At 71.4% G+C, this 13,043-nt stretch carries 12 protein-coding genes; 7 read left to right on the forward strand and 5 right to left on the reverse strand.

Going from position 1 to position 13,043, the window contains the following annotated elements:
* Nucleotides 1–136: 136 nt before the first annotated feature.
* The 3 genes from ABZ154_RS16850 to ABZ154_RS16860 all read left to right on the forward strand — a co-directional run bounded on the left by ABZ154_RS16850 (nt 137) and on the right by ABZ154_RS16860 (nt 3,443).
* Complete coding sequence (locus tag ABZ154_RS16850) at nt 137–574, forward strand: gamma-glutamylcyclotransferase (RefSeq protein ID WP_015610940.1); 438 nt, start codon at nt 137–139, stop codon at nt 572–574.
* Between the two features lie 105 nt (nt 575–679).
* Complete coding sequence (locus tag ABZ154_RS16855) at nt 680–1,504, forward strand: purine-nucleoside phosphorylase (RefSeq protein ID WP_356833246.1); 825 nt, start codon at nt 680–682, stop codon at nt 1,502–1,504.
* A 298-nt stretch (nt 1,505–1,802) separates the two neighbouring features.
* Nucleotides 1,803–3,443: a phospho-sugar mutase gene (locus tag ABZ154_RS16860; RefSeq protein WP_356833248.1), complete on the forward strand. Its 1,641-nt coding sequence runs from the start codon at nt 1,803–1,805 to the stop codon at nt 3,441–3,443.
* 109 nt (nt 3,444–3,552) lie between these two features.
* Here ABZ154_RS16860 and ABZ154_RS16865 read toward each other — a convergent pair whose 3' ends face one another.
* Nucleotides 3,553–4,197, reverse strand: coding sequence for a PH domain-containing protein (locus ABZ154_RS16865; protein WP_356833250.1), 645 nt, complete (start codon nt 4,195–4,197; stop codon nt 3,553–3,555).
* Nucleotides 4,198–4,324: 127 nt separating this feature from the next.
* On the opposite strand from ABZ154_RS16865, the gene deoC reads away from it, so the two are divergent.
* From deoC to ABZ154_RS16880, 3 genes are read left to right on the forward strand one after another with little or no spacing between them, the layout of a single operon-like run.
* Nucleotides 4,325–5,272, forward strand: coding sequence for a deoxyribose-phosphate aldolase (gene deoC / locus ABZ154_RS16870; protein ID WP_356833300.1), 948 nt, complete (start codon nt 4,325–4,327; stop codon nt 5,270–5,272).
* Between the two features lie 6 nt (nt 5,273–5,278).
* Entirely contained in the window at nt 5,279–6,715 is a 1,437-nt protein-coding gene (locus ABZ154_RS16875) for an aldehyde dehydrogenase family protein (protein WP_356833252.1), read from the forward strand.
* Entirely contained in the window at nt 6,708–7,649 is a 942-nt protein-coding gene (locus ABZ154_RS16880) for an aldehyde dehydrogenase family protein (protein ID WP_356833254.1), read from the forward strand. The genes ABZ154_RS16875 and ABZ154_RS16880 overlap by 8 nt, the downstream gene beginning before the upstream one ends.
* A gap of 67 nt (nt 7,650–7,716) precedes the next feature.
* Here the strand turns inward: ABZ154_RS16880 and ABZ154_RS16885 are convergent, their stop codons facing one another.
* Nucleotides 7,717–8,139, reverse strand: a complete 423-nt coding sequence (locus tag ABZ154_RS16885) for a hypothetical protein (protein WP_356833256.1) — start codon at nt 8,137–8,139, stop codon at nt 7,717–7,719.
* A 60-nt stretch (nt 8,140–8,199) separates the two neighbouring features.
* On the opposite strand from ABZ154_RS16885, the gene ABZ154_RS16890 reads away from it, so the two are divergent.
* Nucleotides 8,200–8,910 carry a uridine kinase gene (locus ABZ154_RS16890; protein WP_356833258.1) on the forward strand — a complete coding sequence of 237 codons (711 nt, stop codon included), beginning with the start codon at nt 8,200–8,202 and terminating at the stop codon, nt 8,908–8,910.
* A gap of 6 nt (nt 8,911–8,916) precedes the next feature.
* On the opposite strand, the gene ABZ154_RS16895 is transcribed toward ABZ154_RS16890, so the two are convergent.
* The 3 genes from ABZ154_RS16895 to ABZ154_RS16905 all read right to left on the reverse strand — a co-directional run bounded on the left by ABZ154_RS16895 (nt 8,917) and on the right by ABZ154_RS16905 (nt 12,862).
* Nucleotides 8,917–9,924, reverse strand: a complete 1,008-nt coding sequence (locus ABZ154_RS16895; RefSeq protein ID WP_356833302.1) for a hypothetical protein — start codon at nt 9,922–9,924, stop codon at nt 8,917–8,919.
* Between the two features lie 62 nt (nt 9,925–9,986).
* Nucleotides 9,987–12,254: a hypothetical protein gene (locus ABZ154_RS16900; RefSeq protein ID WP_356833260.1), complete on the reverse strand. Its 2,268-nt coding sequence runs from the start codon at nt 12,252–12,254 to the stop codon at nt 9,987–9,989.
* An 83-nt stretch (nt 12,255–12,337) separates the two neighbouring features.
* On the reverse strand, nt 12,338–12,862 hold the full coding sequence (locus tag ABZ154_RS16905) for a hypothetical protein (RefSeq protein ID WP_356833262.1): 525 nt from the start codon (nt 12,860–12,862) through the stop codon (nt 12,338–12,340).
* Nucleotides 12,863–13,043: the final 181 nt, after the last annotated feature.

A 13,043-nucleotide genomic window follows, 5' to 3' on the forward strand; every position in this document is an offset into this window, starting at 1 on the left:
TACGGGAGACGGGACTCCGGACGTACGGGAACGGGCCGCCCGCACAGCTCTTCGAACGCCGCCCGGTACTCCCCCGACCGGGGCCTTCGTCACAGGAACCGGCACTCTCGCGCCCCCCTCCCGTACCCTCGGTGCCATGTCGCTCTACGCCGCGTACGCCGGCAACCTCGACGCGCGGCTCATGACCCGCCGCGCCCCGCATTCCCCGATGCGCAGCACCGGCTGGCTGAACGGCTGGCGGCTGACCTTCGGCGGGGAGCAGATGGGCTGGGAGGGGGCGCTGGCCACCGTGGTGGAGGCGCCGCGCTCCCAGGTCTTCGTCGCGCTGTACGACCTGGCGCCGATGGACGAGGACTCCATGGACCGCTGGGAGGGCGTCGGCCTCGACATCTACCGGCGCATGCGCGTCCGCGTGCACACCCTGGACGGCGAGGAGCCGGCCTGGATGTATGTGCTGAACGGGTACGAGGGCGGCCTGCCCTCGGCGCGCTACCTGGGCGAGATCGCGGACGCCGCCGAGTCCGCGGGCGCCCCGCACGACTATGTGATGGGCCTGCGCAAACGCCCCTGCTGAGCGGGGTGCGGCCACCACGCTTCGTGCGAATCCACAAAGCCCCCCGGCGAGTCTTTGCACAGGTACATCTACGCGCGTAGGCATTCAGCGGTTACGCTCTTCCGCGTGAACGCATCAGTTATTCCGGACAACATCCAGGGCGACCCGTACGCAGCCGCTGTCGGGGCCGCCGCCCGCCTGCGCGAGCTGACCGGCGCCGAGACCCATGACGTCGCCCTGGTCATGGGCTCCGGCTGGGCGCCCGCGGGCGAAGCACTCGGCGCCCCGGAGGCCGAGTTCCCCGTCACCGCGCTCCCCGGCTTCCCGGCGCCCGCGGTCGAGGGCCACGGCGGCACGATCCGCTCGTACAAGATCGGTGACAAGCGTGCGCTGGTCTTCCTCGGCCGCACGCACTACTACGAGGGCCGCGGCGTCGCCGCCGTCGCCCACGGAGTCCGTACGGCGGTGGCGGCGGGCTGCAGGACCGTCGTCCTGACCAACGGCTGCGGCGGCCTGCGCGAGGGTATGCGCCCCGGACAGCCGGTGCTGATCAGCGACCACATCAACCTCACGGCGACCTCGCCGATCGTGGGCGCCAACTTCGTGGACCTGACCGACCTGTACTCGCCGCGCCTGCGCGCACTGTGCAAGGAGATCGACGACACCCTCGAAGAGGGCGTGTACGTCCAGTTCCCCGGCCCGCACTACGAGACCCCGGCCGAGATCAACATGGTCCGGGTCATGGGCGGCGACCTGGTCGGCATGTCCACCGTCCTGGAGGCCATCGCGGCCCGCGAGGCGGGCGCCGAGGTGCTCGGCCTCTCCCTGGTCACCAACCTGGCGGCGGGCCTCTCGGGCGAGCCCCTGAACCACGAGGAGGTCCTCCAGGCGGGCCGCGACTCGGCGACGCGGATGGGCGCGCTGCTGGCAAGGGTGCTGGACCGCATCTAGGCGTGTCCGGCGGATCTTGACCGGGTCCGCGACGCCTGGCACGCCCTACGGCTCCGTGGGACCTGTGCGGGCTTCCTTTTCCAGCCCGCCCGGCTTCCTTTCCGCTCCACCCCGTCCGGCTTCTTCTCCGGCCCCTCCGGCGTTCGAGGACCGGGGTGCGGGGCGGAGCTCGGGTTTCAGGAAGGGGCGGGGAGGGGAACAGCCCGCGCAGCGCCCACCCCCACCCCACTGGGTGCCCGCACCCGCCCCCGTACCCCCCGCACCCCCGAAAACTCCCGCATCCCGAAAGGCGGACCCCGTGCAGCACGACCTCATCGCGCAGGCCAGGACCTGGCTGGCCGAGGACCCCGACCCCGAGACACGCGACGAGCTGGGCGCCCTCATCGAGGCGGGCGACACCGAGGAGCTCGCCGCCCGTTTCGCGGGCACGCTCCAGTTCGGCACCGCCGGACTGCGCGGCGAGCTGGGGGCCGGACCCATGCGGATGAACCGGTCCGTGGTGATCCGGGCGGCGGCGGGCCTCGCCGCGTACCTGAAGGCCCAGGGCCAGGAGGGCGGGCTCGTCGTCGTCGGGTACGACGCCCGTTACAAGTCCGCCGACTTCGCGCGCGACACCGCGGCCGTGATGACCGGCGCCGGACTCCGCGCCGCCGTGCTCCCCCGCCCGCTGCCCACCCCCGTACTGGCCTACGCCATAAGGCACCTGGGGGCCGTCGCCGGCGTCGAGGTCACCGCCAGCCACAACCCGCCGCGCGACAACGGCTACAAGGTCTACCTCGGCGACGGCTCGCAGATCGTGCCCCCGGCCGACGGCGAGATCGCGGCCGCCATCGCCGCGGTCGGCCCGCTGGACGGCGTGGCTCGCCCCGAGGGCGGCTGGCAGACCCTCGGCGAGGAGGTCCTGGCCGCCTACCTCGCCCGTACGGACGCGGTCCTGGCCCCCGGCAGCCCCCGTACCGCACGCACCGTCTACACCGCGATGCACGGCGTCGGCACCTCCGTGCTGACCGCCGCCTTCGCCCGAGCCGGGTTCCCCGAGCCGGTGCTCGTCGCCGAGCAGGCCGAGCCCGATCCCGCGTTCCCCACCGTGGCCTTCCCCAACCCGGAGGAGCCCGGCGCGATGGATCTCGCCTTCGCCACCGCACGCCGGGCGGCGCCGGACCTGATCATCGCCAACGACCCGGACGCGGACCGCTGCGCCGTCGCCGTGCCCGACACCGCCACCGAGGGCGGCTGGCGGATGCTGCGCGGCGACGAGGTGGGTGCGCTGCTCGCCGCGCACCTGGTCGAGCGGGGCGTCTCCGGCGTGTTCGCGGAGTCGATCGTGTCGTCGTCACTGCTCGGCCGGATCGCCGAGAAGGCGGGCCTCGGTTACGAGGAGACCCTGACGGGCTTCAAGTGGATCGCCCGGGTGGACGGCCTGCGGTACGGCTACGAGGAGGCTCTCGGCTACTGCGTCGACCCCGAGGGCGTCCGCGACAAGGACGGCATCACCGCCGCCCTGCTCGTCGCCGAGCTCGCCTCCGTACTCAAGGAGCAGGGCCGTACGCTGCTGGACCTGCTGGACGACCTGGCCCTCGCCCACGGCCTGCACGCCACCGACCAGCTGTCGGTGCGGGTGGAGGACCTGACAGTCATCGCGGACGCCATGGCCCGGCTCCGGGAGCAGCCGCCGACCGCCCTGGCCGGCCTCGCGGTCACCTCGGCCGAGGACCTGTCGCGGGGCACGGACAAGCTGCCGCCCACCGACGGGCTGCGCTACCAGCTGGAGGGCGCCCGGGTGATCGTCCGCCCGAGCGGCACCGAGCCGAAGCTGAAGTGCTACCTGGAGGTCGTGGTCCCGGTCGCGGACGCCTCCGGGCTGCCCACCGCACGGGCGCGGGGCGCGGAGCTGCTCGCCGGGATCAAGCGGGACCTGGCGGCGGCCGCCGGGATCTGAGGCGTACGTACGGGAAAGGACCGGCACCCCGGCACAAGCGCAGGGGGCCGGTCCTTCCTCGTTGGACGTGCGGGCCTCTCAGCCCTTCCGCACCGGACGTGCGGGCCTCTCAGCCGATCGCCACCAGCACCACGAACAGCACCACCCCCACGGCGGCCGGCGCGATCACCTCGTACGCCCAGCGCACCGAGCCCGTGGTGGCCTCGCCCGCCGGATCGCCCGCCCGCTCGGCCAGGCCCCGCAGCTCCATGATCGTCTGGTCGGCGGCCGCGACGGGCGGCGCGCTGTGCTGGTGGGCGTCGGCCGCCGCGCCGGGCGAGAAGCGGCCGTAGGCGTCCTTGTGCTGCGCGCGGCCCGCCGCGCGCGAGGCCCGCTTGCGGTCGCGCAGCGAGACGGGCACCGCCCAGAGCTGGTACTTGGTGCCGTCGGCGGCGATCAGCTCGGAGGAGTAGCCCGCCCGGACGTCGGCGACCTCGGTCCAGGGCAGCTGGATCGTCCGGAACGGGTTGCGGACGCGGATCCGCTCGTCGTTCACGAAGACGACGGGCCGCAGGGTGAACGCCACGATCAGCGGTACGGCGGTGAGCAGGGCGGCCAGGGCCAGCCACGGTGCCTGTCCCTCGCCCCGGAGCAGGGCGTCCCCGGCCATCACGGCGACCAGTGCGAGGAGCAGCACTCCGCAGACCAGCGCGGATGTCGAGCGGTAGGTCCGGTCGGCGAACTGCGGCTCTGCGGGGGGTGTGGGGCTCGTCATGGGGCCGATTCTGCCTGACGGACCCGCGGGGGAGTCATCTGCCCCGAGGGCGTGTGTGGCGGTGCGCACGGTTGAGCGGGACCCCTGTACAGGTCGCTACGCGCGTAGATATGCTCCCCTGGTGACCATGCCCACCACTGCTCCCGCATTCTCCGACGCGACGGCGTCCGACAGTGCGCTGCGCCGCTTCCTGTTCGGGCTGCCCGGCGTCGACGCCGTCGGCCTCGAAGCGCGCGCCGCCTCCCTCGGAACCCGTTCGATCAAGACGACGGCCAAGGCGTACGCCATCGATCTCGCCATCTCGATGATCGACCTGACGACGCTGGAAGGCGCGGACACCCCGGGCAAGGTCCGGGCTCTCGCCGCCAAGGCCGTCCACCCCGACCCGACCGACCGCACGACCCCGCGCACCGCCGCGGTCTGCGTCTACCCCGACATGGCGGCCACCGCCGCAGCCGCGCTCGCCGGTTCCGGTGTGAAGGTGGCGTCCGTGGCGACCGCCTTCCCGGCCGGCCGCGCCACGCTGGACATCAAGCTCGCGGACGTCCGCGACGCCGTGGCCGCGGGGGCCGACGAGATCGACATGGTGATCGACCGGGGGGCCTTCCTCTCCGGCCGGTTCATGAAGGTCTACGAGGAGATCCTGGCCGTGAAGGCCGAGTGCGGCACCGCCCGCCTCAAGGTGATCTTCGAGACCGGTGAGCTCTCCACGTACGACAACATCCGCCGGGCCTCCTGGCTCGGGATGCTGGCGGGCGCGGACTTCATCAAGACCTCGACCGGCAAGGTGGCCACCAACGCCACCCCCGCCAACACGCTGCTGATGCTGGAGGCCGTCCGCGACTTCCGGGCGCAGACCGGCGTACAGATCGGTGTGAAGCCGGCCGGCGGCATCCGCACGACCAAGGACGCGGTCAAGTTCCTGGTGCTGGTGAACGAGACGGCGGGCGAGGACTGGCTGGACAACCACTGGTTCCGGTTCGGCGCCTCCAGCCTGCTCAACGACCTGCTGATGCAGCGCCAGAAGCTCAGCACCGGCCGTTACTCCGGCCCCGATTACGTGACGGTGGACTGATACGCCATGGCATCTGCATTCGAGTACGCACCGGCGCCGGAGTCCCGCTCCGTCGTCGACATCGCTCCCTCCTACGGGCTGTTCATCGACGGTGAGTTCACCGAGGCCGCCGACGGCAAAGTCTTCAAGACCGTCTCGCCGAGCACCGAGGAGGTCCTCTCCGAGGTCGCCCAGGCGGGCGCGGCGGACGTGGACCGGGCCGTGAAGGCGGCACGTAAGGCGTTCGAGAAGTGGTCGGCGCTGCCCGGCTCCGAGCGCGCCAAGTACCTGTTCCGGATCGCGCGGATCATCCAGGAGCGCAGCCGTGAGCTGGCCGTCCTGGAGACCCTCGACAACGGCAAGCCGATCAAGGAGACACGCGACGCGGACCTCCCGCTGGTCGCCGCGCACTTCTTCTACTACGCGGGCTGGGCCGACAAGCTGGACCACGCGGGATACGGGGCGAACCCCCGGCCGCTGGGTGTGGCGGGCCAGGTCATCCCGTGGAACTTCCCGCTGCTGATGCTCGCGTGGAAGATCGCCCCGGCGCTCGCCACGGGCAACACGGTGGTGCTGAAGCCCGCCGAGACGACCCCGCTGAGCGCGCTGTTCTTCGCGGACGTCTGCCGCCAGGCGGGACTCCCCAAGGGCGTCGTCAACATCCTCACCGGCTACGGGGACGCGGGCGAGGCCCTCGTCACGCACCCGGACGTCGACAAGGTCGCCTTCACCGGTTCGACCGCCGTCGGCAAGGCCATCGCGCGCTCCGTCGCGGGCACGGACAAGAAGGTCACCCTGGAGCTGGGCGGCAAGGGCGCCAACATCGTCTTCGACGACGCCCCCATCGACCAGGCCGTCGAGGGCATCGTCACCGGCATCTTCTTCAACCAGGGCCAGGTCTGCTGCGCGGGCTCCCGGCTGCTGGTCCAGGAGTCGGTCCAGGACGAGGTGCTGGACGCGCTGAAGCGCAGGCTCTCGACCCTCCGGCTCGGCGACCCGCTGGACAAGAACACCGACATCGGCGCGATCAACTCCGCCGAGCAGCTCGCCCGCATCACCACCCTGGTGGAGACCGGCGAGGCGGAGGGCGCGGAGCGCTGGAGCGCCCCCTGCGAACTGCCGTCCTCGGGTTACTGGTTCGCACCGACCCTGTTCACCAACGTCACCCAGGCCCACACGGTGGCCCGTGACGAGATCTTCGGCCCGGTCCTCTCCGTGCTCTCGTTCCGCACCCCGGACGAGGCGGTGGCCAAGGCCAACAACAGCCAGTACGGCCTCTCCGCCGGCATCTGGACGGAGAAGGGCTCCCGCATCCTCGCGGTGGCGAACAAGCTCCGCGCGGGCGTCGTCTGGGCCAACACGTTCAACAAGTTCGACCCGACGGCGCCCTTCGGCGGCTACAAGGAGTCGGGCTACGGCCGCGAGGGCGGCCGCCACGGCCTGGAGGCGTACCTCGATGTCTGACCGCGAATCCATCAACGGCTCCGCCGAGCGGCGTCTTGGCGTCTTCAAGACCTACAAGCTGTACGTGGGGGGCAAGTTCCCCCGCTCCGAGAGCGGCCGGGTGTACGAGGTGACGGACTCCAAGGGCCAGTGGCTCGCCAACGCGCCGCAGTCCTCCCGCAAGGACGCACGTGACGCGGTCGTGGCCGCGCGGAAGGCGTTCGGCGGCTGGTCGGGCGCGACCGCGTACAACCGCGGCCAGGTCCTCTACCGCGTCGCCGAGATGCTGGAGGGCCGCAAGGAGCAGTTCGTCCGTGAGGTGGCGGCCTCCGAAGGGCTGTCCAAGTCCAAGGCGGCGGCCGTCGTCGACGCGGCGATCGACCGCTGGGTCTGGTACGCGGGCTGGACCGACAAGATCGGGCAGATCTCCGGCGGGACGAACCCGGTCGCGGGCCCGTATCTCAACCTGTCCACCCCCGAGCCGACCGGTGTGGTCGCGGTCCTCGCGCCGCAGAAGTCCTCGCTGCTCGGCCTGGTCTCGGTGATCGCCCCGGTGATCGCGACCGGCAACACGGCGGTCGTCATCGCCTCGGCCGACGCCCCGCTGCCCGCGCTCTCGCTGGGCGAGGTGCTGGCCACCTCCGACGTCCCCGGCGGCGTGGTCAACATCCTGTCCGGCGCCACGGCGGAGCTGGCGGCCCCGCTCGCCGCCCACCAGGACGTCAACGCGATCGACCTCACCGGAGCCGGCGCCGAGCTGGCCAAGGAGCTGGAGATCGCGGCGGCGGACAACCTGAAGCGGGTCCTGCGCCCGCTCCCCGCCGAGGCGGACGGCTCGGACGCCTCCACCGACTGGCTGGCCGCGCCCGGCACGCACCGGCTGACGGCGTTCCTGGAGACCAAGACGGTCTGGCACCCGACGGGGGCGTTGGGAGTTTCGGGTTCGTCGTACTAGCCGATCAGCACGCGGACGGGGCCGCCTCCACACGCTGGAGGCGGCCCCGTCCGTCATGCCGTCCGGGTCAGCCCGTGACGAGCCGGGTCACCGTCCCGACCACCGGCAGGTCGTTGATCGCGCCGCCGCCGGTGAGCGGGTCGGTGAGGATCGCCGTCGACACCGGCTGGAAGTCGGCGACCTGGGTGCCCACCGCGTTGTCCAGCGGGTCCACCCCGGTCTTGGCCAGCGGGTGCAGCTGGAGGTCGGTGATGGGACGGATGCTGTTGGTCAGCGAGGTCCCGAGCGCGCTGGTCACCGCGGGCCCGGCGCTCTCGGTGACCGCCTGGACGGCCGCGGTGCCCTGCTCCGGGATCTCGGCGACCGGAGGCAGCTGAGGGGCCGCCTGGGCGGAGCCCGCAGCGGCCCCCAGGGCCGCTCCCAGCGCGGTCACGGTCAGACCGGCGCGCAGCAGGGCGCGACGTTCGGGCTTACGTGCGTGAAGTGCCATGTTTCCACCTGATCGACCTGGTCGGGTAATCGTCCGTATGCGCAGAGTAGTTGAGGTGTGATGCTGGATACCAACAGGAGGCCCGGGTGGTCCCCTGCGCGGGTCAATGCCTCACACTTCTGTTCTGTGAGTTCCCGTTCCCGATCGATCCCGACCCGCGTCGTGCTGCTCGCGGGCCCCTCCGGCTCCGGCAAGTCCGTCCTGGCCGCCCGCACCGGCCTCCCGGTGCTGCGCCTGGACGACTTCTACAAGGAGCACGACGACCCGACGCTGCCCCGGGTCCCCGGCTCCCCGGACATCGACTGGGACTCCGCCGCGTCCTGGGACGCGGACGCGGCGGTGGCGGCCATCGCCGAGCTGTGCCGGTCCGGCCGTACGGACGTCCCGGTGTACGACATCGCCACCAGCTCCCGTACGGACCACGAGACCTTCCACATCGACCGCTCGCCGCTCTTCGTGGCCGAGGGCATCTTCGCGGCGGACATCGTCGGGCGCTGCCAGGAACTGGGTCTGCTGGCGGACGCGCTCTGCCTGCGCGGCCGCCCCTCCACCACGTTCCGCCGCCGCCTGGTCCGGGACCTGCGCGAGGGCCGCAAGTCGGTCCCGTTCCTGCTCCGGCGCGGCTGGCGCCTGATGCGGGCCGAGCGGCGCATCGTGGCCCGCCAGACGGCGCTGGGGGCGTACCCGTGCGGCAAGGACGAGGCGTTGGGGCGCTTCGCCGCCGCGGCGGCGGGGCGGTGCCGCCGGGCGACGGTGGGGGCGCCGGAGTAGGGCCTCTCAGCCGGCCGCGCAGCCGAAGGTTTTGGCGGCGGCCTTCGCGAAGGGGGCGAAGTAGGCGTCCCGCTTCGGAAGGTCCTCGTGGCGCTTGCTCGCCTCCAGGTACTGCTGCCCCGATTCCACCGCCAGGTAGAGAGAGCCGCCGTCCGCGCAGGGCAGGATGAATCCGACACCCTTGTCGACGATTTCGGCTTCCCGGCCGTCCGGCGCCGTGCCCTTGGCCGTGCCCGGGAACTTCCGCATGGCGTCGATGAGCAGCGGATCTCGGGTGGCGGAGTACTTCATGAAGCCGTCCGCACGGACAAAGCCACGCGTCTCGTCATTCAGAGTCAGCTTGCAAGCCCATAGGGCGGCGGGGGCCTGCTGCCCCTCTTCGAGCACCTTCGTCCCCGCCGGCACCTGGCCCGCCACGGTCAGGCTGTCCAGGCCGCACACCTGTCCTTCGGAGACCGGGCGGGCGGCACCGGAGCGGGGAGGCACGAGCGTCCCGCGCTTCTCGGGGAGGTCACCGCACTGGGTCCGGGCCACGATGGTCCGTGCGGTGTCGGTGGCCAGGGCGGCGAAGGCGGTGCGGTCGGCAGCCGGTTCGGTGATGCTGAACTCGGCGACCACCGGCCGGTCGGTCCAGCACTTCTCGGGCAGCATGACCCACGCTTTGTACGCATTGACCCCGCCGGTCACCTCGCCGGTGAAGTACGAGGCGCCCGGCGGGTAGGGCTCGCTTTCGAACGCCAGTGGGTCATGGCCCCGTACTCCCCGGAGCCGGACACTGAGCCCGCTCTCGCCGGAACCGAGGACGACGGACGACTTCTCGACCCTGCACCTCGTATCCGTCAGGTCGTCGTCGTCCAGACCGTCCCCTTCGGCGTCCAGACGCCCGGACCCCGGAAGAACAGCGTCCACCTTCTTCGCCGAGACCAGGTCCCCGCAGAGCCGTTCCGCCGTCAGGACGTTGGTGTTGCGCCAGGCGTGCAGCAACCCCGCGACCACCACGACCACGGCGGCCACGACCGCCCAGACCTTCCACGCCGGACGCGTACGGCCTGCTGCTCCTGCTGTGCTCAACTGGCTCACTTCCTGGTTCGCAGGGCCGAATACGCTTCTTCACGGCCGGTGATGTAGCTCTGTCCCGCTTCTTGCACGGCGTTCCGGACGGCGTTGTCGTCCTTCGAGGCCCCACGCGTGTCGGCCCAGTCCTGGATGAGGCCGTTCGTGCTCGTGATGCCCCACGCCGTCTTCTCGCTGACCTGGCCCTTCGCCACCAGTTCCGCCTCGTCCGCGGCGCCGACGGACCACTCGTACATGGCGGCGTCCACGGCCCGCTGCGCGATGTCGCCGGCCTGCGGAATCATGTTGGCCACCGCCCCCAGACCGTGGTAGCCGTAACGCGCCTGGTCGTTGATCTTCCCGATCTCGGCGTCACGAACGTCGAGGATCATGTCCGTGGCAATGGCGTTCATGCCGCCGAAGGCCTGCCCCACATCACGTGACCTGACATCCCAGCCGGTCACGTTCTCGGTCAGACTGCTCTGCGGAACGCGATCGCCCGTGTCCAGGTACTCCACCGCGTAATGGCGCTGCGCCTCGTAGAGGGCGTCGAAGACCCGGATGGGATTCCCCTCCTCGTCCTCACCGGCCACGCCGTCCGACACGCCACGCATCACCCGCAGCAGGCCGGCCTTGCCGTTGGTGATGGAAGCACTGTCGCCCGATCCTTCGACGTCGTTCAGGCCGCTCGGGCTGCCCGGCGCATACCCGCCCAGGATGGCGTGCGTGTCCGCCGTGTAGTCGTTCAGCACACGGCCGAGCGGCACCTTGAGGGCCTCGGGGACGGTGTCGCCCTTGGTCCCCTGATCCAGCGCGGAGATGATGCCCTGCATGACCCGGGCCTGCCCCTCGCTGTGCGGCCCCGGTTTGCCCAGCGGCGCACCCGGCTCGTTTCCCGTCGCCCCGGCCTCCAGCGCGAGCCCCAGGCCGTGGCGGCTCAACGGGTCGTCATCGATGATCAACCGGGGGCCGGCAACGGTGTTCAGCTTCGGCCACTCCCGCGCATCGTCCCCGTTGCCCACCAGGTAGTCCAGGTGCGCCTGGCCGTGCTCCATCTTCGGGTCGAAGAAGGCGGTGGAGGCGTCAGGGTTCTTGCTCATCACGCCGAGCAGGCTGTCGAGCGCGTCCGCCCGGCCCTCGCGGTGGTTGCCGCCCCACTGTTCGAAGATGGCCCGGTTGTCCTTCTCGGCGGCGATCATGTCGTGGCCGAGCTGGTTGAGGAACTGGTCGTCGAACGGCTGGTCGGCGCGGGTCATCATCTCGACGAACGGGCGGTAGCCGTAGAGCGGGTTGGTCTTCGAGTCGTAGTTCTTGGCCCCGGCCTCCTTGAGGCCTTCGGTGAACTTCTTGTAGAACGCGCCGTCCGGGCTGTTCAGCCAGGCCTGGTACTTCGCCGAGCCGGGCCCCGCGTCCGCCATCGAACCGGGGACCTGGGTGGCCGTCGCGACCGTGTTGGCCAGTCCGCCGAGGAGCTTGGTGTACTGGCCGGCGGAGGACCCGCCGTCCCGCTCCCGGTCGGACATGACGTCGCTCAGCTTGACCAGGCCCTCGGGGCCGAGCTTGTTCAGCAGGGACTGCGCGAAGACCTTGTCGCCGGCCTGGTCCCGCATCGCCCGGTCCAGCTCGGCGAGGTCGGCGTCGGAGACCTTCTTGCCGTCGAGCAGGCGCTCGGCGATCTCCTCGGAGTTGCGCAGCTCGTACGCCTCGACGTCGCCGAGCGCCTTGGCGTTGAAGCCGTCCCTGGTGCCGTCCGTGGCGTCGGTGTCCTTCACCACCGCCTTCAGCGCGATCTCGACACCGGCGTCGGCGTCCGACGTCTGCGCGACCAGCCGGTCGATCGCCCGCTGCCACGAGCCGACGGCGTCGCGTACGGACTTCTGGTAGTCCGGGTCGTGGCGGTAGGCGGCCCGGGAACCCTCGCTCAGGCTCGACATGTCGAAGGTGACCCTGCCGGCGTCGGAGATCAGCATGTCGGCCTTCAGGGCGTCGGCCTTCACCGTCTGGAGCTTGCTCTTGAACTCCGCGAACTGGGTGTGCGCGTCCCGCAGCAGCGAGGCGATCGCCTTGGCCTGGGTCTGGGCCGCCCGGTACTCGTTGAGCATGACGCGGAACTGCGCGTTGGCGGCGTCCGCGCTCTGGCCGATCCAGGTCCGCTCCAGCGTGATGCCCTGGACCTCTTTCTCGTACGCCTTCTCCTGCTTGCCGAACTCGCCTGCCATACCGGTCCACTTGTCCGCGGCCGTGGTGAGAGCGGAGAGGTCCGTCGTCATGATCTCGTGATAGGTGGGCATGCCCTTGTCCCCGTTGTCCGGCATTCCAGGTGTCCGGAATGCCTGATGAACGCGCTGAGCCGGCTCTTCCCGCTCCGCACCTGTCAGAAGTTGTCGAACGGCGAGGCCCGGCGGAACCCCAGTCCGCTCTGCACGTCGGCCCCGAGGAGGTTCCGGCGGGCGCCGCTCAGACTGTTGATGTCCGCGTCGAGCCGGCCCAGCATGGACCGCACCTGCCCGCCCCACGTCTTGTGCGCGTCCTTCAGCGCACGGGAGGTGACCCACCCGTCGCCGTCCTTGGCACCGAGCCCCTTGACGGCGGCCGAGGTCTCCTCGTCCGCGTGCTCGCCGGCGGCCTTGGTCTGGGGCTTGATGCGCGTACGGATGGCCTCGGCCGCGGCCTTCTTGCGGGCCGGGTCGGTGGCCAGCGAGGGGGCGGAGGGTGCGAACGGCGGCGCGTGCCCGGGGGCGTAAGGGACCTGGGTCGAGGCGTCAGGGCCCTGCCCCGGGGCGAAGGGGCCGTACACGGGAGGTGGCGAGGGGGCGTCGGGGACCTCGTTGAGCTGCATCGAGGTCGACGCTCCGCCCTCCGCGCCCGCCGCTGTCCGCTCGCCTGCCTCGCTGCTCACTTGGCCCCCATGAGTTTCCTCGGACTACCACGCTTGACGTGATCCGCCAGACTAACAACCACCTTTTCCGCCACCCGCACGTGGGACCGAAGCCTGCCCGCGCACGGCGAACGGGGCCGTACAGGACCCCCCGGCCCGTACGGCCCCGCTGCTTTTCCCCCGTGGCCGGCGCCTCCCCCGA

The sequence above is a fragment of the Streptomyces sp. NPDC006261 genome, from assembly GCF_040613515.1.
Classification (GTDB): domain Bacteria; phylum Actinomycetota; class Actinomycetes; order Streptomycetales; family Streptomycetaceae; genus Streptomyces.

What these genes read in the sequence shown, in the direction of transcription:
- ABZ154_RS16850 (WP_015610940.1), top strand. Translation starts at nt 137, where the DNA reads ATGTCGCTCTACGCCGCGTACGCCGGCAACCTCGACGCGCGGCTCATG.
- ABZ154_RS16875 (WP_356833252.1), top strand. Translation starts at nt 5,279, where the DNA reads ATGGCATCTGCATTCGAGTACGCACCGGCGCCGGAGTCCCGCTCCGTC.
- deoC (WP_356833300.1), top strand. Translation starts at nt 4,325, where the DNA reads ATGCCCACCACTGCTCCCGCATTCTCCGACGCGACGGCGTCCGACAGT.
- ABZ154_RS16885 (WP_356833256.1), bottom strand. Translation starts at nt 8,139, where the DNA reads ATGGCACTTCACGCACGTAAGCCCGAACGTCGCGCCCTGCTGCGCGCC.
- ABZ154_RS16865 (WP_356833250.1), bottom strand. Translation starts at nt 4,197, where the DNA reads ATGACGAGCCCCACACCCCCCGCAGAGCCGCAGTTCGCCGACCGGACC.
- ABZ154_RS16880 (WP_356833254.1), top strand. Translation starts at nt 6,708, where the DNA reads ATGTCTGACCGCGAATCCATCAACGGCTCCGCCGAGCGGCGTCTTGGC.
- ABZ154_RS16890 (WP_356833258.1), top strand. Translation starts at nt 8,200, where the DNA reads ATGCTGGATACCAACAGGAGGCCCGGGTGGTCCCCTGCGCGGGTCAAT.
- ABZ154_RS16900 (WP_356833260.1), bottom strand. Translation starts at nt 12,254, where the DNA reads ATGCCCACCTATCACGAGATCATGACGACGGACCTCTCCGCTCTCACC.